Source organism: Pasteurellaceae bacterium RH1A (assembly GCA_012221805.1).
Taxonomy (GTDB): Bacteria; Pseudomonadota; Gammaproteobacteria; order Enterobacterales; family Pasteurellaceae; genus RH1A.
In genome coordinates this window covers 2,088,511-2,109,920 of sequence record CP015195.1, presented here as the reverse complement: position 1 = coordinate 2,109,920, position 21,410 = coordinate 2,088,511, and the positions used below count along the sequence as shown (strand labels likewise).

Genomic DNA, 21,410 nt, shown 5'->3' with positions numbered 1-21,410 from the left:
GCACGTTCGGGCGGTTCAGAAGGGAACCCGACATGGCTCATCACGATTTGCAAAAAATAATAGATTTTTCCCCGCTTGTGATAAGCCAGACATTTGCCCCTGCGTTTCGCCGTAGCGGTTGCGTAAACTTTTGAGGACAACTTTCCTTGTTTGAGCTTGCGAAGCAAGCGAGTTTGGAAAGTTCGTCCCAAAAGTTAGCAACAAGCGGAGGGAAAAGAAACGCTTGGGGTCGCCTTTCTTTGCCTACTTTCTTTGGCGAAGCAAAGAAAGTAGGTCGGGTCGCCTGAAAGGCGAAAATAAACAGGGTATTCTACACCAATCCACCAAAAAAAATTGAGCATTTTTACCGATATGCTATCCTTTACCCATTTTCCCTAATCAAATCACCCACACGAGGTAAACCATTTATGTGGCTTACATTTCTCACTGTTTTTATCGTTTCCTTGACCAGCCTCATCATAATGCGGCCGGTGGCGGAGAAGATTGGGCTGGTTGATAAGCCCAACTACCGCAAACGCCATCAGGGCGTGATTCCCCTTATCGGTGGGATTGCCCTCTTTCTGGGCACGGTTACCTTTTGCCTAATGGAATGGGAGCAAATGCGGCTGCCCCATCTCTACCTGATTTCTACTACTGTGCTGCTAGTAATTGGCGTGCTGGATGATCGCTTTGATATCAGCCCCTTTCTGCGGGCAGGCATTCAGGCGGCCTTGGCTGGGGCCATGATCTACAGTGGGCTTTCCCTTGAAAGCCTGGGTCAGCTTATTGCCCCCTTTAGTCTGGAACTAGGGGCCTTGGGCGTGGTGCTGACCGTCTTTATCACCATCGGCATAATTAACGCCTTTAATATGATTGATGGGATTGATGGCCTCTTGGCGGGCCTATCTAGTGTTAGTTTTGCCGGGATCGGCATTCTCATGTGGGCTGATGAACAATATCATTTGGCCTATTGGTGCTTTGCCTTTATTGTGATTCTCCTGCCCTACGCCCTCTTTAACCTCAGTGTTTTTGGCCTTAAATGGAAGGTCTTTATGGGCGATTCTGGCAGTACCCTGATTGGTTTTACCATGATTTGGATCTTGCTCCTAAGCACACAAGGTAAGGGTTATGCCATTAGCCCGGTAACAGGCCTGTGGCTGATTGCGGTGCCCTTGATTGATATGGCAGCCGTGATTATTCGCCGTCTTAAAAAGGGCAAGAGCCCCTTCCGGCCAGACCGCTTGCACCTCCACCATCTTATGGTGCGGGCAGGCCTTAGCCACCGTCAGGCCCTGGCGGTCATTACCCTAGGAGCAGCCTCCTGTGCTGCCATTGGGGTCATGGGTGAGATCAACTATTGGAACCAATGGGCCATGTTTGCAGGCTTTATCTTGCTCTTCTTGGCCTATGCCTATTCCATCACTCACGCCTGGCGGATTACCCGCTTGGTTCGCCGCATTCGCCGCCGCAAGCTCAAGCCCAAAGCCTATGAGCAGGCCTAAAATTTTATCTGTCTTCGGCACCCGGCCCGAGGCCATTAAGATGGCTGTTTTGGTCAAACAACTGGCTTCAAGTCGCCAGTTTGAGGCCAAGGTCTGTGTGACGGGCCAGCACCGCCAAATGCTAGATGGGGTGCTGGAGTTGTTTGAGATTGAGCCAGATTTTGACCTCAACCTTATGCAGGCCGAGCAGGACTTAAGCGACCTGACCGCCCATATTCTGCAAGGCCTAACGCCTATCTTAAAAGCCTTCCAGCCTGATTTCGTCTTGGTGCATGGCGACACCACCACGGCTCTGGCCACCAGTCTGGCCGCTTTTTATCAGAAAATTCCCTTGGCCCATATTGAGGCAGGCCTGCGGACTTCAAATCTTTATTCCCCCTTTCCAGAAGAAGCCAACCGCCGCTTAATCAGTCAGTTGGCTCACCTGCATTTGGCCCCAACAGATCAGGCTAGAACCCATCTTTTGCGAGCGGGCATTTCTCCAGAACAGGTTTTTGTGACCGGCAATACGGTCATTGATGCCCTGCAAACTATTTTGCAGAAAAAGCCCCAAAATCCACCGCTTGCAGGCAGCAAAAAACTCTTGGTAACGGTTCATCGCCGAGAAAACCTGGGGCAGGGGATAGATAACCTCTGTCAAGCCTTGCGAGAACTGGTACAAACCCAGCCTGATCTGGAGATTATCTTCCCCCTACACCTCAACCCCAAGGTGCAGGCACCTGTTCAACAAATGCTGGGTGGCTTAAGCCAAGTCCAGCTCCTACCGCCTCAAGATTATGCCACCTTTCTAGCCCTCATGCAGGAGGCTTGGGCCATCTTAACCGACTCGGGCGGCATTCAAGAGGAAGCTGCCGCCCTAGGTAAGCCTGTTTTACTGATGCGGGAGCAGACAGAACGGACAGAAAACCCCAATGTGGTTTTGGTGGGTACGGATTCTTGCAAAATTGTCAGCCAAATTAACCGCTTGTTAGGAGATAAGGCTGCTTATGAAGAACTGGCCCAGGTGCAAGATCTGTATGGCGATGGCAGGGCCAGTGAGCGGATTGTGGGGGTTTTGGAGGGTTATTTTCAATACTGACTAGGAGCTGTTTATTCCCCCCTCAGCCCTTCGGGCAGCTCCCCCCGCAAGCGGAGGGAGGTGCCGAAGGCGGAGGGGGGCTAACACTGTATCAACTATCACTCAAAAAGCTCCTAAAAACCCGCTTAGTTCACAACAAGCGGGTCTTTTTTTATGATTTTTTGCAAATCAGCCTAAAGCCATAAAATTTTTATTGCTATTATTGGAAATTGAGGTAGAATTATCCCATATTTTAATTATGGTTTTATATCGGAGACAAATCTCAATGAAAAAAGGCATTCATCCTGACAATTATCGTGAAGTATTATTTTATGACAGCAGCGTCCAGCAGGGCTGGGTTATCCGTTCTTGCGCCCAAACCAGCAAAACCATGGTCTGGACAGACGGCAAGGAATACCCACTTTATACCCTAGATACTTCCTCAGCCTCCCACCCAGTTTACACTGGTAAACGTCGTGAAGCCAACAGCGAAGGCCGTGCCAGCCGCTTTGCAGATAAGTTCAAAATGGCCATTACTACTAAAAAATAGGAGCAATCATGCAGGTACTTAATTCTTTAAAAAGTGCGAAAACCCGCCACCCAGACTGCAAAATTGTGCGTCGTAAGGGCAAACTTTATGTGATTTGTAAGTCCAATCCCCGCTTTAAGGCTAGACAGGGGTAGGAAATTTTTGTCTAAAAAAGCAGCTTTCAAAGCTGCTTTTTTCTTTTTGGCAAGTTGAAACTGCTACGATGAGTGGCTGAAAATGTGACATTTTCGTCAATTTTGAGAGATTTTCATCGCAAAATGCCTCAAATTCAGGTAATCTTTGCACGTTTAATCCCATCTTAATTCACTTTCAAAACGGAATCTCACTATGGATATTCGCAAAATTAAAAAACTTATCGAACTTGTTGAAGAATCAGGCATTACTGAGTTAGAGGTGTCTGAAGAAGAGGGTACAGTACGTATTAGCCGTGCCGCCCCTGTAAGTGCTGCCCCACAAGTCCAATATGTGGCCGCCCCTCAAGCCGTGGCACCAGCTGCCCCAGCTGTCAGTGCGCCAGCGCCAGCCGCTGCGTCTGCCCCAGCTCCAGCAGCTGAAGTGAGCGGCCATGCTGTGCTTTCTCCAATGGTAGGTACATTCTACCGCAGCCCAAGCCCAGAAGCTAAACCATTCGTTGAAGTGGGTCAAAGCGTGAATGTGGGCGATGCCCTTTGCATCGTTGAAGCCATGAAAATGATGAACCGTATTGAATCTGACAAGGCGGGCGTGGTTAAGGCCATCTTAGTTAACGATGGCGAAGCGGTTGAATTTGACCAAAAACTCATCATCATTGAATAAGAATAGGAAGGCCTATGTCTATTTTAGAAAAAGTTGTCATCGCAAACCGGGGGGAAATTGCCCTGCGGGTCTTGCGTGCCTGTAAGGAGCTAGGCATTAAAACGGTGGCGGTTCACTCCACGGCCGACCGTGAACTCAAACACGTTCTCTTGGCGGACGAAACCATCTGTATCGGCCCGCCTCCTTCCACCAAGAGCTACCTCAACATTCCAGCCATTATCGCGGCGGCTGAAGTGACGGGGGCAGATGCCATCCACCCAGGCTATGGCTTCTTGTCTGAAAATGCCAACTTTGCCGAACAGGTTGAGGCTTCGGGCATTATCTTTATCGGCCCAACCGCCGATGTCATTCGCTTGATGGGTGACAAGGTATCAGCCATCAATGCCATGAAAAAGGCTGGCGTGCCTTGTGTGCCAGGTTCAGGTGGCCCAATCGGGAATGATGTGGCCAAGAACAAGGAAATCGCTAAGAAGATTGGCTATCCTGTTATCATCAAGGCTTCAGGTGGCGGTGGTGGTCGCGGTATGCGAGTGGTTCACCAGGAAAAAGATCTGGAAGAATCCATCGCCATGACCAAGGCCGAGGCCAAGGCAGCCTTTAATAACGATATGGTTTATATGGAAAAATACCTGGAAAACCCACGCCATATCGAAATTCAGGTTATTGCTGACACCCACGGCAATGCGGTTTATCTGGCTGAACGGGATTGCTCCATGCAACGTCGCCACCAAAAGGTGGTGGAAGAGGCCCCAGCCCCAGGCATTACCCCAGAGTTACGCCAATTTATCGGCGAACGCTGTGCCAAGGCCTGTGTAGAAATCGGCTACCGGGGAGCAGGTACCTTTGAGTTCCTCTATGAAAATGGCGAGTTCTACTTTATCGAAATGAACACCCGTTTGCAGGTGGAACATCCGGTTACTGAGATGATCACGGGCGTGGACTTGGTAAAAGAACAGTTGCGTGTGGCTGCCGGCCTGCCACTCTCTTTTACTCAAGAGGACATCAAGGTCAAGGGCCATGCTATTGAGTGCCGGATCAATGCCGAAGATCCAGTCACCTTCCTGCCATCGCCAGGTAAGATCAGCCGTTTACACGTGCCAGGTGGCCTAGGCGTGCGTTGGGATTCCCACATTTATGCTGGTTATGCCGTGCCTCCGCACTACGATTCCATGATTGGTAAACTCATTACCTTCGCAGAAGATCGGGACATCGCCATTCGCCGTATGCAGAATGCCCTGTCCGAAACCATCGTGGACGGCATCAAGACCAATATCCCACTTCACCACCAAATCTTGGAAGACGAAAACTTCCAGCAAGGTGGCACCAATATCCACTATTTAGAGCACAAGTTAGGCTTGAAATAATCAGCAAAACCCAACGAAAGTTGGGTTTTTTGCTCTTACAAGCGGCCAAATCCAGCCCATTTTTTGCAAAAGTGTGATCTTGCTCCAATTTTTGAAATAAAAATGAAAGATTATTTCGCTTTTTCTTGGCAGCTGTCGTATTATCCTTGCAAACAATAAGAAAATGATTCCTCGAATATCGTCATGGCGACATTACTTCTCGGTAATGTCGCATTTTTTCTTTTGGAAGCCAATAAATGCTTTCTTTTTTAGAGAAAATCGGTAAAATCCCCCCGTTTTTTGAGTTCGCTCAAAACCTCATTTCTCGTCCTGAGAATAAAAAAGCTGAAACGCTTTTTTTAATAAGTAGCGAGTCAAATGCCCCATGGCATCTGTTTTTTAGAAACAGAAAGCTTAGGCTTCCCGCAAGGCACCCGACTTATTTTTTTCACCTCTTTTTAGAAGGTTTATTTTAAATGACAATTACCACTCCTGTTCAAGCCCTGCTTGCTTCCAACAAACACTTTTTAGATCGTCAAGATGCAATGGAATCCAACGTGCGTAGCTACCCACGCAAGTTGCCTTTTGCCTATGCCAAGGCCCAAGGCTGCTGGGTAACCGATGTTGAAGGCAATGAGTATCTTGACTTCCTAGCAGGCGCAGGAACCCTGGCACTGGGCCACAATCACCCAGTGCTGATCCAATCTATCAAGGACGTGTTAGACAGCGGTCTGCCACTGCACACCCTAGATTTAACCACGCCTTTGAAGGACGCCTTTACCGAAGAACTCCTGTCCTTCTTCCCTAAGGATAAATACCTCCTCCAATTTACCGGCCCTTCAGGTGCAGATGCCAATGAAGCTGCCATTAAGTTGGCCAAGACCTATACCGGCCGTGGCAATGTGATCGCTTTTTCTGGCGGCTTCCACGGTATGACCCACGGGGCCTTGTCGCTGACTGGCAACCTAGGTGCTAAAAATGCCGTACAAAACCTCATGCCAGGCGTGCAATTTATGCCATACCCGCACGAGTACCGCTGCCCATTTGGGATTGGTGGCGAAGCTGGTGCCAAGGCGGTTGAACACTATTTTGAAAACTTTATCGAAGATGTTGAAAGTGGCGTAGTCAAGCCTGCGGCCGTGATCTTAGAAGCCATCCAAGGCGAGGGCGGTGTGGTGCCAGCCCCGGTCAGCTTCCTACAAAAAGTGCGTGAAGTGACCCAAAAACACGGCATTTTAATGATTGTCGATGAAGTTCAGGCCGGCTTCTGCCGTTCAGGTAAGATGTTTGCCTTTGAACACGCTGGCATTGAGCCGGATATCGTGGTGCTTTCTAAGGCTGTAGGTGGTTCCTTGCCGTTAGCCGTGTTAGCGATTAAGAAAGAATTTGACGCCTGGCAGCCGGCTGGCCACACAGGTACCTTCCGTGGTAACCAGTTGGCCATGGCCACAGGCTATGCTTCTCTTAAGATTATGCGTGAAGAGAACCTGGCTCAAAACGCCCAAGAGCGTGGTGCTTACCTCACTCAAGCCCTTAATGAGCTGGCCAAGACCTATCCTTGTATCGGCAATGTGCGTGGCCGTGGGCTCATGATGGGCATTGATATTGTGGATGAACGCCAACCAAAAGACGCAACAGGAGCCTATCCAAAAGACGGCGACCTAGCCGCAGCCATTCAAAAGGCCTGCTTTAAGCACAAACTCCTGCTTGAGCGTGGCGGCCGTGGCGGTAACGTAGTGCGTGTGCTCTGTGCGGTCAATATCAACCAGGCTGAATGTGAAGCCTTTATCCAACGCTTTGAAGCGGCTGTGGCTGAGGCCTTGAAAGCGGTGCGTGGCTAATCAAGAAAGCGGTCTGTTTTTGCAAAAAATTTGCAAATTTTGACCGCTTGTAGGGTGCGTGTAAACGCACCTTTTGCTTATCAATTTATGTAGAAAATTATGTCAAACCTAATCCAACACAAACAATCCCTTTTCTGTAGCGATCCACAATCCATTGCCGACTACGAAAAGGCCATGAACCAGGCGGTGCAAGCAGTATCTGCCTGGCTCAAAAACGACAAAATGTACACTGGTGGCTCCATCAAACAAATGCGGGACCTGATTGACGGCTTTAAGCCAAGCAAGGAAGGCGTGGGCCTGGAGCAGTCCCTGTCGCATTTGGTTGAAATCTTCCTCAAGCCTAGCCTTAAGGTTCATCACCCACACTCACTGGCTCACCTCCATTGCCCGACAATGGTCGCCAGCCAAATTGCCGAGGTGCTGATTAACGCCACCAACCAATCGATGGATTCCTGGGATCAAAGCCCAGCCGGTTCCATTATGGAAGAACACCTGATCGACTGGCTCCGCCAGAAGGTAGGCTATGGTCAGGGCACGTCAGGCGTATTCACTTCAGGCGGTACCCAATCCAACCTAATGGGCGTACTCCTTGCCCGTGACTGGGCCATTGCCAAAAACTGGCAGAATGAGGACGGCTCTGAATGGTCGGTACAGCGTGATGGTATCCCGGCTGATGCCCTTAAAAAAGTGAAGGTGATCTGCTCTGAAAATGCCCACTTCTCCGTACAAAAAAATATGGCCATGATGGGGATGGGCTTCCAGTCTGTCGTTACCGTACCATCTAACGCCAATGCCCAAATGGATCTAGTTGCCCTAGAGCAAACCCTCAACCAGCTCAAGGCCGAGGGCAAGATTGCGGCCTGTATCGTGGCTACCGCAGGCACAACTGATGCGGGTGCCATTGACGATCTCAAGGCTATCCGCAAACTAGCCGACCAGCACCAGGTCTGGTTGCACGTGGATGCGGCCTGGGGTGGCGCTTTACTCTTATCTAAAGACTTCCGCTACTTCCTAGATGGGATTGAGCTGACCGACTCCATCACGCTGGACTTCCACAAGCACTTCTTCCAAACCATTTCCTGCGGGGCCTTCTTGCTCAAAGATGAAGCCAACTACCGCTTTATCGACTACAAGGCTGACTATCTCAACTCGGAATATGACGAAGAATACGGCGTGCCGAACCTGGTGGCCAAGTCGCTCCAAACCACCCGCCGTTTTGATGCCCTCAAACTCTGGTTTACGGTGGAAGCCCTAGGCGAAGATCTCTACGCTTCAATGATCGACCACGGAGTCAAATTAACCAAGGAAGTAGAAGCCTACATCAACCAGGCAGAGGGCCTAGAAATGCTAGTGCCAAGCCAGTTCGCCTCCGTCCTCTTCCGGGTTGTGCCAGCAGGCTACCCAGCCGAGTTTATCGACGCCCTCAACCAAAATGTGGCAGACGAACTCTTCGCCCGTGGTGAGGCCAACATTGGTGTGACCAAGGTTGGTGATAAGCAATCCCTTAAGATGACCACCTTAAGCCCGATTGCCACCCTTGAAAACGTGAAAGCCCTACTGGCCCAGGTTCAAGCAGAGGCCGAGCGGATTAAGGATTCCATCGCTAATGGCACTTATGTGCCGCCGATTGCCTAAAATATAGATGAGGTTTGTTGGGTTTTTAAGAGTTTTGAGTATTTAATCTGCAAGCGGTAAAAAAATTGAAATTTTTTGCAAAAACCGCTTGCAAGGATTTGTAAAATCTCTATAATACGCCCCATCGCAACGACGCACAGTTGCAAATCAGTTTTCTGCAAGTGCGTCGTTCTTTTTTGCTCTTTAAAAAGATATCAGACAATCTGTGTGGGCACTTGTTGATTGACTTGTTAAAATATTTTTAATTTTGATTAAAGTCTTAATAGGTGCTTAAACTAGAAATTCATTATTAGATATTGGTTCTTTTGGATTGATATTTATATGTAAACTTTAGTTAAGCAGTTTATTGAGCGATTAAACTTTTTGAATTGAAGAGTTTGATCATGGCTCAGATTGAACGCTGGCGGCAGGCTTAACACATGCAAGTCGAACGGTAGCAGGAAGAAGCTTGCTTCTTTGCTGACGAGTGGCGGACGGGTGAGTAATGCTTGGGAATCTGGCTTATGGAGGGGGATAACGACGGGAAACTGTCGCTAATACCGCGTAGTCTCTTAGGAGTAAAGTGTGGGACCTTCGGGCCACATGCCATAAGATGAGCCCAAGTGGGATTAGGTAGTTGGTGGGGTAAAGGCCTACCAAGCCGACGATCTCTAGCTGGTCTGAGAGGATGACCAGCCACACTGGAACTGAGACACGGTCCAGACTCCTACGGGAGGCAGCAGTGGGGAATATTGCACAATGGGCGGAAGCCTGATGCAGCCATGCCGCGTGAATGAAGAAGGCCTTCGGGTTGTAAAGTTCTTTCGGTGATGAGGAAGGCGGTTAGTTTAATAGACTAATCGATTGACGTTAGTCACAGAAGAAGCACCGGCTAACTCCGTGCCAGCAGCCGCGGTAATACGGAGGGTGCGAGCGTTAATCGGAATAACTGGGCGTAAAGGGCATGTAGGCGGTTACTTAAGTGAGATGTGAAAGCCCCGGGCTTAACCTGGGAATTGCATTTCATACTGGGTAGCTAGAGTATGTTAGGGAGGGGTAGAATTCCACGTGTAGCGGTGAAATGCGTAGAGATGTGGAGGAATACCGAAGGCGAAGGCAGCCCCTTGGGACAATACTGACGCTGAGATGCGAAAGCGTGGGGAGCAAACAGGATTAGATACCCTGGTAGTCCACGCTGTAAACGCTGTCGATTTGGGGATTGGGGTTTGACTCTGGTGCCCGAAGCTAACGTGATAAATCGACCGCCTGGGGAGTACGGCCGCAAGGTTAAAACTCAAATGAATTGACGGGGGCCCGCACAAGCGGTGGAGCATGTGGTTTAATTCGATGCAACGCGAAGAACCTTACCTACTCTTGACATCCATAGAAGGACTCAGAGATGAGTCTGTGCCTTCGGGAGCTATGAGACAGGTGCTGCATGGCTGTCGTCAGCTCGTGTTGTGAAATGTTGGGTTAAGTCCCGCAACGAGCGCAACCCTTATCCTTTGTTGCCAGCATGTAAAGATGGGAACTCAAAGGAGACTGCCAGTGATAAACTGGAGGAAGGTGGGGATGACGTCAAGTCATCATGGCCCTTACGAGTAGGGCTACACACGTGCTACAATGGTGCATACAGAGGGCTGCGAGACGGCGACGTTGAGCGAATCTCAGAAAGTGCATCTAAGTCCGGATTGGAGTCTGCAACTCGACTCCATGAAGTCGGAATCGCTAGTAATCGCAAATCAGAATGTTGCGGTGAATACGTTCCCGGGCCTTGTACACACCGCCCGTCACACCATGGGAGTGGGTTGTACCAGAAGTAGATAGCTTAACCTTCGGGAGGGCGTTTACCACGGTATGATTCATGACTGGGGTGAAGTCGTAACAAGGTAACCGTAGGGGAACCTGCGGTTGGATCACCTCCTTACCGAAACAAGAACGACTGCAAGTGTTCACACAGATTGTTTGATAGAAGGAAAGACAAAGCATCCTTTTGGGTCTGTAGCTCAGGTGGTTAGAGCGCACCCCTGATAAGGGTGAGGTCGGTGGTTCAAGTCCACTCAGACCCACCACTCAAGCCAAGCGAAGTAAAACAAAGCGAGTGTGAAGAGTGAAAAACCGGAAGGAAAGATGTTTGGGGATATAGCTCAGCTGGGAGAGCGCCTGCCTTGCACGCAGGAGGTCAGCGGTTCGATCCCGCTTATCTCCACCAAGTCATCATTTTTGAATGTTTTACAAGCGGAGTAAAAATGCGAAATTTTTGCAAGCGCCAAATGATGTAAGCTAAAACATTGAAAAATGATGATGGTCGAAAGACCTTGTCTGATTGTTCTTTAAAAATTTGTAAACAAGCTGAAAAACTGAAGAGACTTTCAAGTCCGATATGAAGAGAAATCAACATATCAAAAGGATAAGAAAAAGTCTGAGTAGTAAAAATCTTGAACGAACAAAAGCGTTCAAGTCTAGTTGTTAATTAGACCTAAGTGTTTGAAAAAGTGAAGCTAAGATAAAACGAAGCGAACTTAGAAGAGCGTTTGAGGTTGTATAGTTAAGTGACTAAGCGTACACGGTGGATGCCTTGGCAATCAGAGGCGAAGAAGGACGTGCTAATCTGCGAAAAGCTTGGATGAGTTGATAAGAAGCGTTTAATCCAAGATATCCGAATGGGGAAACCCAGTAGGTGAAGAACCTACTATCTATTGCTGAATACATAGGCAATAGAGGCAAACCGGGAGAACTGAAACATCTAAGTACCCCGAGGAAAAGAAATCAACCGAGATTCCGTGAGTAGCGGCGAGCGAAAGTGGAAGAGCCAGTAAGTTATAGCAGTGAGGTTAGAGGAATCAGCTGGGAAGCTGGGCCATAGCGGGTGATAGCCCCGTACTTGAAAGCCTTATTGTGGAACTAAGCTTACGACAAGTAGGGCGGGACACGTGATATCCTGTCTGAAGATGGGGGGACCATCCTCCAAGGCTAAATACTCCTGATTGACCGATAGTGAACCAGTACTGTGAAGGAAAGGCGAAAAGAACCCCAGCGAGGGGAGTGAAATAGAACCTGAAACCGTGTACGTACAAGCAGTGGGAGCCGCAAGGTGACTGCGTACCTTTTGTATAATGGGTCAGCGACTTATATTTTGTAGCGAGGTTAACCGAATAGGGGAGCCGTAGGGAAACCGAGTCTTAACTGGGCGTCTAGTTGCAAGGTATAGACCCGAAACCCGGTGATCTAGCCATGGGCAGGTTGAAGGTTGGGTAACACTAACTGGAGGACCGAACCGACTAATGTTGAAAAATTAGCGGATGACTTGTGGCTGGGGGTGAAAGGCCAATCAAACCGGGAGATAGCTGGTTCTCCCCGAAATCTATTTAGGTAGAGCCTTGAGCGGACACCTTCGGGGGTAGAGCACTGTTTCGGCTAGGGGTCCATCCCGGATTACCAACCCGATGCAAACTGCGAATACCGAAGAGTGATACTCAGGAGACACACGGTGGGTGCTAACGTCCATCGTGAAGAGGGAAACAACCCAGACCGCCAGCTAAGGTCCCCAAGTCTATATTAAGTGGGAAACGAAGTGGGAAGGCTTAGACAGCTAGGATGTTGGCTTAGAAGCAGCCACCATTTAAAGAAAGCGTAATAGCTCACTAGTCGAGTCGGCCTGCGCGGAAGATGTAACGGGGCTCAAATATAGCACCGAAGCTGCGGCATCAATGGAAACATTGTTGGGTAGGGGAGCGTCGTGTAAGCGGATGAAGGTGAGTCGAGAGGCTTGCTGGACGTATCACGAGTGCGAATGCTGACATAAGTAACGATAAAACGAGTGAAAAACTCGTTCGCCGGAAGACCAAGGGTTCCTGTCCAACGTTAATCGGGGCAGGGTGAGTCGGCCCCTAAGGCGAGGCTGAAAAGCGTAGTCGATGGGAAACGGGTTAATATTCCCGTACTTGGATAAACTGCGATGTGGGGACGGAGAAGGTTAGGTTAGCAGACTGTTGGATGTCTGTTTAAGGCGGTAGGTGGAGAGTTTAGGCAAATCCGGACTCTCTTAACACCGAGAACTGATGACGAGGTGCTACGGCACTGAAGTAACTGATACCACGCTTCCAGGAAAAGCCACTAAGCTTCAGGTTTATCTAAACCGTACTGAAAACCGACACAGGTGGTCAGGTAGAGAATACTCAGGCGCTTGAGAGAACTCGGGTGAAGGAACTAGGCAAAATAGCACCGTAACTTCGGGAGAAGGTGCGCCGGCGTAGATTGTAGTCCCTCGCGGATGAAGGTTGAACCGGTCGAAGATACCAGCTGGCTGCAACTGTTTATTAAAAACACAGCACTCTGCAAACACGAAAGTGGACGTATAGGGTGTGATGCCTGCCCGGTGCTGGAAGGTTAATTGATGGTGTTATCTTTTAAAGAGAAGCTCCTGATCGAAGCCCCAGTAAACGGCGGCCGTAACTATAACGGTCCTAAGGTAGCGAAATTCCTTGTCGGGTAAGTTCCGACCTGCACGAATGGCATAATGATGGCCAGGCTGTCTCCACCCGAGACTCAGTGAAATTGAAATCGCCGTGAAGATGCGGTGTACCCGCGGCTAGACGGAAAGACCCCGTGAACCTTTACTATAGCTTGACACTGAACATTGAATTTTGATGTGTAGGATAGGTGGGAGCCTTAGAAGCAGTGACGCTAGTCATTGTGGAGGCGTCCTTGAAATACCACCCTTTAACGTTTGATGTTCTAACGAAGTATGGAAACACGTACTCGGACAGTGTCTGGTGGGTAGTTTGACTGGGGCGGTCTCCTCCCAAAGAGTAACGGAGGAGCACGAAGGTTTGCTAATGACGGTCGGACATCGTCAGGTTAGTGCAATGGTATAAGCAAGCTTAACTGCGAGACAGACAAGTCGAGCAGGTGCGAAAGCAGGTCATAGTGATCCGGTGGTTCTGAATGGAAGGGCCATCGCTCAACGGATAAAAGGTACTCCGGGGATAACAGGCTGATACCGCCCAAGAGTTCATATCGACGGCGGTGTTTGGCACCTCGATGTCGGCTCATCACATCCTGGGGCTGAAGTAGGTCCCAAGGGTATGGCTGTTCGCCATTTAAAGTGGTACGCGAGCTGGGTTTAGAACGTCGTGAGACAGTTCGGTCCCTATCTGCCGTGGGCGTTGGAGAATTGAGAGGGGTTGCTCCTAGTACGAGAGGACCGGAGTGAACGCACCGCTGGTGTTTCGGTTGTGTCGCCAGACGCATTGCCGAGTAGCTAAGTGCGGAAGAGATAAGTGCTGAAAGCATCTAAGCACGAAACTTGCCTTAAGATGAGTTCTCCCTGACTATAAGTCAGTAAGGGTTGTTGAAGACTACGACGTAGATAGGTCAGATGTGTAAGTGGTGTGAGCCATTGAGCTAACTGATACTAATTGCCCGAGAGGCTTAACTATACAACGCTCAAGCGTTTTTAGAAACGAAGAAGCAAAAACGAAGAAACAACGAATAACAAAGACTACTAGGTTTTCAGCTTGATTACAAAAAAGAACAAAAACAAAAAACAACAGAGAAAAGAATTTTCCTGATGGCCATAGTGCTGTGGCACCACCTGACCCCATCCCGAACTCAGAAGTGAAACGCAGTCACGCCGATGGTAGTGTGGGGTTTCCCCATGTGAGAGTAGGACACCATCAGGGTTTTATTAAGAAGAACCGCTAGAGTGAAAGCTTTAGCGGTTTTTTGCTATCTAGACTTAAGACAAGCGGTTGAGATTTGCAAGAAAACCACAAATCCCAACCGCTTGGTGAACCTATCCTTTCAATCCTTCCTGCACTCGTACAGCATCTACACTCGGATCAGCCTCAACCCGCTGCATAAATGGCTCAAATTTAATAACTCAAAGCCAAATACTTAATCTCAACATATTCCTCAATTCCGTATTTGGATCCCTCACGGCCCAGGCCTGATTGTTTAAGGCCGCCGAAAGGGGCGGCTTCGTTGGAAATGAGGCCTGTGTTGATGCCGATTATGCCGTATTCTAATTCATCAGAAAGCTGCATAATAGTACTGATGTTTTGGGCATAGAAATAGGCTGCAAGGCCATATTCTGTGTCGTTGGCCTGCTGGATAACCTCATCAAGGTGATCAAATTTGAAAATAGGTGCAAGTGGGCCGAAAATTTCTTCCTTGGCCAGGCGCATTGCAGGGGTTGCCTTGGCGATGATGGTGGGTTCAAAGAAGAGGCTTTGTTCTAGGCGTTTTCCACCTGTGATAACTTTCCCGCCTTGAGCCAGAGCATCTGCTAATAAGGCTTCGACATTAAGGACGGCTTTTTCATCAATTAAGGGGCCGATTTGGTTTTGTGGCTGAGTGCCGTCGCCAGTGGAAAGTTTACTGACTGCCTGGCTAAATTTTGCAAGAAATGCCTCATAAACACCTGCTTGTACATAAAAACGGTTGGCACAGACGCAGGTTTGGCCCGCATTGCGGAATTTAGAGGCGATGGCACCTTCTACTGCCTTATCCAGGTCTGCATCGTCACAGACAATAAAAGGTGCATTGCCGCCCAATTCTAGGGAGACCTTTTTGATAGTAGAGGCCGATTGCGCCATAAGTTGGCGGCCGACTTGGGTTGAGCCGGTAAAACTAAATTTTTTGACCCTGTCATCTTCGGTCAGCACCTTGCCGATCTCATGAGCATGGCCTGTAATCACGTTAAAAACGCCTTTAGGAATGCCTGCTTCTTCGGCTAAGACAGCCAGGGCAAGCGCAGAATAAGGCGTTTGCGAGGCTGGGCGGATAATAAAGCTACAGCCTGCGGCCAGGGCGGGGGCAGCCTTACGGGTAATCATGGCGTTGGGGAAATTCCAAGGGGTAATGGCAGCACACACGCCAATAGGTGCTTTCGTGACGATAATTTTCCCCTGGGAGGATGAGGCAGGAATGGTATCGCCATAAATCCGCTTGGCCTCCTCGGCAAACCACTCAATATAGGCTGCTCCATAGGCAATTTCGCCCTTGGCCTCTGCCAAAGGCTTACCCTGTTCAAGGGTAAGGAGCAGGGCCAGGTCATCTTGGTTCTGCATAATCAAATCAAACCAACGGCGCAGGATCTGGCTACGCTCTTTGGCAGTTTTCTTCTTCCAAGCACAAAAGGCCAGGCTGGCGGCTTCCACTGCTTGTAAGGCTTCTGCTCGCCCTAAATTTGGGATAGTGCCTAAGATTTGCTGGGTGGCGGGATTAACCACCTCAATTCCAGCTTGCCCTTGCGCTGTTACCCACTGGCCGTTGATGTAGCAGGCTTGTTTGAAAAGATGGGGGTTTTTAAGTTTCATTTTGGCTCCTGGCTCTGAAGATCTGTGCCGATAAGGTGGCCAGTATAATAAAAAAATCGCTAGATTTTTCAACCTAGCGATTTTATTTTGCAGCTTTTTTACGGATTTAGACCGCTTGTCAGCCCTAACTAGCCCTCTTGCTTAGCCACAACCTTCCCATCAACATAATCAACCACCACCAATTTATTTGGTAGTAAGCGACCAGAGAGGATCTCTTGGGCCAATGGGTTTTCCAGCTCTTGTTGAATAGCCCGTTTAAGCGGTCTGGCCCCGAAGAGTGGGTCGAAGCCTGCTTGGCCGATGTGATCTAGGGCGGCATCGGATACCTGCACTTGGTAGCCTCGGTTAGCCATACGGTTAATCAGCCGTTGGAGCTGGATCTTGGCAATGGAGCGGATATGCTCTTGGCCAAGGGAGTGGAACATCACAGTCTCATCAATCCGGTTGATAAACTCTGGGCGGAAGTGTTGGCCGACAATTTCCATCACCATGGCCTTGACCGCCTCATAGCCCTGGTGGGCGTGCTCTTGGATTAAATGCGATCCTAGGTTGGAGGTCATAATCACCACGGTATTGCGGAAGTCCACGGTTCTGCCCTGGCCATCAGTTAAACGGCCATCGTCTAGCACCTGGAGCAGGATGTTAAAGACATCTGGGTGAGCCTTTTCCACCTCGTCCAAAAGCACTACGGAATAAGGGCGGCGTCGGACGGCTTCGGTTAAGTAACCGCCTTCTTCATAGCCCACATAGCCCGGAGGCGCACCTACTAGGCGAGAAACGCTGTGTTTTTCCATAAACTCTGACATATCGATCCGCACCATCGCATCTTCATCATCAAAGAGGAAGTTGGCCAAGGTCTTGCAAAGCTCGGTTTTACCCACCCCTGTTGGGCCGAGGAAGAGGAAGGATCCAATCGGCTTATTGGGGTCTGACAGCCCCGCACGGCTGCGGCGAATGGCATTGGCCACGGCATCGACAGCTTCATTTTGGCCGATCACTCGTTTGTGCAAGGCCTCTTCCATACGCAGTAACTTCTCTTTTTCGCCCTCCATCATCTTAGACACAGGGATCCCCGTGGCCTTGGACAGGACTTCAGCAATCTCTTCATCTGTTACCTTGGTGCGGAGTAGGTGGTTTTCGCTGCCCTGTTCCTCACGCTCCTGAGCTTCTTTGAGCTGTTTTTCTAGGCTTGGAATCACGCCATATTGCAATTCCGACATCTTCTCGTAATTGCTTTCCCGCCGAGCCTGTTCCATGGCAATGCGGGCATTTTCCAGCTCGGTCTTGATATGTTGCGTGCCAAGTAGGGCAGATTTTTCTGCCTTCCAGACCTCTTCTAGCTCAGCATATTCCCGCTCCTTAGCGGTCATTTCCTCGTCTAATTTTGCAAGTCGCTGGCGGCTGGCCTCGTCCTCTTCTTTTTGTAGAGCCTGGCGTTCCAGCTTGAGCTGGATAATGCGACGTTCCAGCTTATCAAGCGGTTCAGGTTTGGAATCAATTTCCATCCGTAGGCTGGAAGCCGCTTCATCAATCAGATCGATGGCCTTGTCTGGCAACTGGCGGTCGCTAATATAGCGGTGGGATAGGGTTGCCGCTGCCACAATGGCTGGATCTGTGATCTGCACGTGGTGGTGGATCTCATAGCGTTCTTTCAGGCCACGCAAGATGGCAATGGTGTCTTCCACAGTCGGTTCATCCACCAAAACCTTTTGGAAACGGCGTTCAAGAGCGGCATCCTTTTCGATATATTGGCGGTATTCGTCTAGGGTTGTCGCCCCCACACAGTGTAACTCACCACGGGCTAGGCTTGGCTTGAGCAAGTTGCCCGCATCCATTGCTCCGTCTGTTTTGCCGGCTCCAACCATGGTATGGATTTCATCAATAAAGAGGATAACCTGCCCCTCTTCCTTGGCCAGCTCGTTAAGCACGGCTTTAAGGCGTTCTTCAAACTCGCCCCGATATTTGGCCCCTGCAATGAGGGCGCCCATATCCAGAGAGAGAACCCGCTTGTTCTTCAAGCCTTCTGGCACTTCGCCGTTCACAATCCGCTGGGCTAGGCCTTCAACAATGGCGGTTTTACCCACGCCTGGTTCCCCAATCAACACAGGGTTGTTTTTAGTGCGGCGTTGCAGCACCTGAATGGCTCGGCGGATTTCTTCATCTCGGCCAATCACAGGATCCAGCTTGCCCGCACGGGCGCGTTCGGTTAGGTCGATGGTATATTTGCTAAGTGCTTGTCTGGTTTCTTCGGCATTTTGATTATTCACTTTTTCCCCTCCACGAATTTGGTTGATGGCCTGATCTACATTCGCCTTGTTCAAGCCTAATTTTTTAAGTAAGCGGCCTAAATCGCCTGTGTCCTCAAGGGCGGCCAGCACAAAGAGTTCAGACGAAATAAAGCTGTCGCCCTTTTCTTGTGCCAACTTATCGCACTGGTTGAGCAGGCGGAAGAGCTGCTGGCTAGGTTGGGTATTGACTCCCCCTTGTACTTGCGGCAGGCGGTTTAAAAGGGCTTCCAATTCACTTTTTAAGTGGCTCGTATTGACCTTTAAGGCCGTAAAGAGCGGAGCAACCGAACCTCCTTCTTGCTTAAGCAGGGCTAAAAGTAAATGAGCGGGTTCGATATAGTTATGATCCTTGCCAACCGCCAAAGATTGGGCCTCGGCAATGGCTTCTTGAAATTTGCTGGTAAATTTATCAATGTTCATGATCTTTCCTTAATTCTTCGATGTTGGGGACAATCCCCTCATCAACGAAACCTTAAATGGGGTTTGTCAAGCCCTTTTCAAGGGAAATGTGAAGAAAGTCACAATTTTTGCAAAATAACCTGATTTTTTGTCCGCTTGTTTGGGTATTGATGTGCTAGGTAGGCAAGCGGTTGCTTTTGAGCAATTTTTTGCAAGGAAATGGCTAGCCAAACGGTAACGAAATCGTTACAATCCAAGGCTTGCGAAAAAGGCAAAGACACTTTCTTAACGTGGAGAAATTTATGTCGTGGAATGAATCAGGCAACCAGCAAGACCCATGGGGAAAACCAGGGCAAAAAAAGCCTGAAGAACAGCAGGGGCAGGGCAATCAACAAGAGCCTAAGCCTTCACAGAATAATCAAGGCCAGCCGCCAGATTTGGAAGAAGCCTTCAGCAATTTGCTGAAAAAAATGGGCGGGGGTAACAAGCAAAATGGCTCAAATAACAGCCAACCTATGCCATCCTTAGGCAAGTTCCTGCCGCTTTTAATCGGTTTGGGGGTTTTGGTTTGGGCCGGTTCAGGCCTTTATACCGTGCAAGAGGCCGAGCGTGGGGTTGTGACCCGTTTTGGTAAGCTCAACGACATCGTTATGCCAGGCCTTAACTGGAAGCCAACCTTTATTGATGAGGTTCGCCCAGTCAATATTGAGCGGGTTTCAGAACTCAGCACCAGCGGGGCCATGCTGACCCAAGATGAAAATATGGTTTTGGTGGAAATGACGGTGCAATACCGGATTGAAGACCCAGCCAAGTATCTCTTTAGTGTCCGAAACCCTGACGACAGCCTCAAACAGGCCACCGACAGTGCTCTGCGTTATGTCATCGGCCATATGACCATGGACGATATTTTAACCACCGGCCGGGCCATTGTGCGGGAAAACACCTGGAATGCCCTGCGTGAGATCATCAAAACCTACGATATGGGCCTTTTGGTGACGGACGTTAACTTCCAATACGCCCGCCCGCCTGAAGAAGTTAAGGCTGCCTTTGATGATGCCATCAAGGCTCAGGAAGATGAACAACGCTTAATCCGTGAAGCCGAAGCCTATGCCCGTGGCCAAGAGCCAATTGCACGTGGTAACGCCCAACGGATCTTAGAGCAGGCTTCTGCTTACAAGGAACAAGTGGTGCTCAATGCCCAGGGGGAAGTGGAACGCTTCAAGCAGATTTTGCCAGAGTATAAGGCTGCACCAGAAGTCACCCGTGAGCGTTTATACCTGCAAACCATGGAAAAGGTGCTGAAAAATACACCTAAGGTGCTGATGAATGGTGAGGCTGGCAATAACTTGACCGTTCTGCCGCTTGAGAAAATCTTAAACGGCAAACCAGCTGCCACGACCCAACCAAGCAGCCAGCCACAGGTTCAACCACAGATGGCCCAACCACAGGTTCAGCAAGCTGCACCACAGGTGCAAACAACTGAACCCGCCGACAACACTCGCAAGGGGAGATTCTAATCATGCGTAAATTATTACCCTTATTAGCGATTATCGCCTTTGTGGTTTTCCAATCGGTATTGATTGTTCAAGAAGGCCAGCGGGGCATTATGCTACGCTTTAATAAGGTACACCGTGATGCCGATAACAAGGTGGTGGTCTATGAGCCAGGTCTGCATTTCAAGGTGCCTTTTATTGACCAACTCAAGGTCTTAGATGCCCGTATCCAGACCCTAGACGGCCAAGAGGCCCGTTTTGTTACGGTTGAGAAGAAGGACTTGTTGGTCGATTCTTACGTTAAATGGAAGATCAGCGACTTTGGCCAGTTCTACACCTCAACAGGTGGCGACTACAAAAAAGCAGCCGACCTCCTTCAACGTAAGGTAAATGACCGCTTGCGTTCAGAAATCGGTTCCCGCACCATCAAGGATATCGTATCAGGTTCCCGTGGTGAACTCATGGCCGGGGCTCAAAAGGCCCTTAACGATGGCGATGACGGGGCAGAAAAATTGGGGATTGCGGTAGTGGATGTGCGGGTTAAGCAAATCAACCTGCCGAATGAAGTATCCAGCTCCATCTACCAACGTATGCGGGCTGAACGTGATGCGGTAGCCCGTGAACACCGTTCTCAGGGTGAAGAAAAGGCCGAAATTATCCGGGCTGAAGTGGACAAAAAAGTGGTCTTAATTCAAGCCACTGCCAATAAGACTGCTGAAGAACTGAAAGGTCAGGGCGATGCCCAAGCAGCCAAAATCTACGCAGAAGCCTTCGGCCAAGCCCCTGAATTCTATGCCTTCGTACGCAGCCTCAAGGCCTACGAAGAAAGTTTCGGCCCAGGCCAAAACAACATGATGTTATTAAGTCCAAAGAGCGAATTCTTCCGCTTCATGGACAAGGGCACAAAATAGCTCTACCCAAAAGACCCTGATTAGGGTCTTTTTTATGCAGCTAACAAGCGGAGCAAATTCCTCAAAAATTTGCAAAAAATCATAAATTTTAGACCGCTTGTTATTGGATTAGCCCGATCGGGTTCCCTTCTGAACCGCCCGAACGTGCTGAAATTTTTAGGAAAATAATCCCGAGCGAGAGCGAAGCGAACAACAGGGTTATTTTCCGTTAAGAAAATTTCAGCTAAGTGAGGAAAAGCGGTGAAGTAGGGCGTGTTTTCTTTTGGCTACTTTTATTCGCTTTGCTCACCTTTCAGGCTGTTGCCTAAAGGCAACA

Annotated in this window: 13 protein-coding genes, 2 tRNA genes and 3 rRNA genes; 16 read left to right on the top strand and 2 right to left on the bottom strand. The window is 49.4% G+C overall.

Translation table 11 applies throughout. The features are described from left to right. Positions 1-407 precede the first annotated feature (407 nt). The 14 genes from A4G20_09965 (at position 408) to rrf (ending at position 14,365) form a co-directional block, all read left to right on the top strand. Positions 408-1,481 carry an undecaprenyl-phosphate alpha-N-acetylglucosaminyl 1-phosphate transferase gene (locus tag A4G20_09965; protein ID QIW16629.1) on the top strand — a complete coding sequence of 358 codons (1,074 nt, stop codon included), beginning with the start codon at positions 408-410 and terminating at the stop codon, positions 1,479-1,481. Then, on the top strand, positions 1,468-2,559 hold the full coding sequence (locus A4G20_09960; protein ID QIW16628.1) for a UDP-N-acetylglucosamine 2-epimerase: 1,092 nt from the start codon (positions 1,468-1,470) through the stop codon (positions 2,557-2,559). The genes A4G20_09965 and A4G20_09960 overlap by 14 nt, the downstream gene beginning before the upstream one ends. 265 nt (positions 2,560-2,824) lie before the next feature. Next, complete coding sequence (locus A4G20_09955; protein ID QIW16627.1) at positions 2,825-3,088, top strand: 50S ribosomal protein L31; 264 nt, start codon at positions 2,825-2,827, stop codon at positions 3,086-3,088. Positions 3,089-3,096: 8 nt separating this feature from the next. Then, positions 3,097-3,222: a 50S ribosomal protein L36 gene (locus A4G20_09950; protein QIW16626.1), complete on the top strand. Its 126-nt coding sequence runs from the start codon at positions 3,097-3,099 to the stop codon at positions 3,220-3,222. A gap of 193 nt (positions 3,223-3,415) precedes the next feature. Then, on the top strand, positions 3,416-3,883 hold the full coding sequence (locus A4G20_09945) for an acetyl-CoA carboxylase, biotin carboxyl carrier protein (protein ID QIW16625.1): 468 nt from the start codon (positions 3,416-3,418) through the stop codon (positions 3,881-3,883). 20 nt (positions 3,884-3,903) lie between these two features. Then, positions 3,904-5,247: an acetyl-CoA carboxylase biotin carboxylase subunit gene (locus A4G20_09940; protein QIW16896.1), complete on the top strand. Its 1,344-nt coding sequence runs from the start codon at positions 3,904-3,906 to the stop codon at positions 5,245-5,247. Between the two features lie 236 nt (positions 5,248-5,483). Further along, the gene (locus A4G20_09935; protein QIW16624.1) at positions 5,484-5,702 is read left to right on the top strand and encodes a hypothetical protein; all 219 of its coding nucleotides are present in this window, start codon (positions 5,484-5,486) and stop codon (positions 5,700-5,702) included. Then, a complete protein-coding gene (locus A4G20_09930; protein ID QIW16623.1) occupies positions 5,703-7,067 on the top strand; it encodes a diaminobutyrate--2-oxoglutarate transaminase in 1,365 nt (454 codons plus the stop codon). Positions 7,068-7,166: 99 nt separating this feature from the next. Next, the gene (locus A4G20_09925) at positions 7,167-8,702 is read left to right on the top strand and encodes a 2,4-diaminobutyrate decarboxylase (GenBank protein QIW16622.1); all 1,536 of its coding nucleotides are present in this window, start codon (positions 7,167-7,169) and stop codon (positions 8,700-8,702) included. A 363-nt stretch (positions 8,703-9,065) separates the two neighbouring features. After that, positions 9,066-10,610 (top strand): 16S ribosomal RNA (locus A4G20_09920). Positions 10,611-10,676: 66 nt separating this feature from the next. Beyond that, positions 10,677-10,753, top strand: a tRNA-Ile gene (locus A4G20_09915). 64 nt (positions 10,754-10,817) lie between these two features. After that, positions 10,818-10,893: transfer RNA gene (locus A4G20_09910), tRNA-Ala, on the top strand. A 327-nt stretch (positions 10,894-11,220) separates the two neighbouring features. Beyond that, positions 11,221-14,138 (top strand): 23S ribosomal RNA (locus A4G20_09905). A gap of 111 nt (positions 14,139-14,249) precedes the next feature. Next, a 5S ribosomal RNA gene (gene rrf / locus A4G20_09900) occupies positions 14,250-14,365 on the top strand. Together the 16S, 23S and 5S rRNA genes with 2 tRNA genes alongside form the textbook arrangement of a ribosomal RNA operon. 192 nt (positions 14,366-14,557) lie before the next feature. On the opposite strand, the gene gabD is transcribed toward rrf, so the two are convergent. Both gabD and A4G20_09890 read right to left on the bottom strand, forming a co-directional pair. After that, positions 14,558-16,003: a succinate-semialdehyde dehydrogenase (NADP(+)) gene (gene gabD / locus A4G20_09895; protein QIW16621.1), complete on the bottom strand. Its 1,446-nt coding sequence runs from the start codon at positions 16,001-16,003 to the stop codon at positions 14,558-14,560. Positions 16,004-16,131: 128 nt separating this feature from the next. Continuing rightward, complete coding sequence (locus A4G20_09890) at positions 16,132-18,711, bottom strand: ATP-dependent chaperone ClpB (GenBank protein ID QIW16620.1); 2,580 nt, start codon at positions 18,709-18,711, stop codon at positions 16,132-16,134. Between the two features lie 281 nt (positions 18,712-18,992). Between A4G20_09890 and A4G20_09885 the strand changes: the two genes are divergently transcribed. Both A4G20_09885 and A4G20_09880 read left to right on the top strand, forming a co-directional pair. After that, positions 18,993-20,207 (top strand): HflK protein, encoded by a 1,215-nt coding sequence (locus A4G20_09885; GenBank protein QIW16619.1) that lies wholly within the window; start codon positions 18,993-18,995, stop codon positions 20,205-20,207. A gap of 2 nt (positions 20,208-20,209) precedes the next feature. Then, positions 20,210-21,094 (top strand): protease modulator HflC, encoded by an 885-nt coding sequence (locus A4G20_09880; protein QIW16618.1) that lies wholly within the window; start codon positions 20,210-20,212, stop codon positions 21,092-21,094. Positions 21,095-21,410 lie beyond the last annotated feature (316 nt).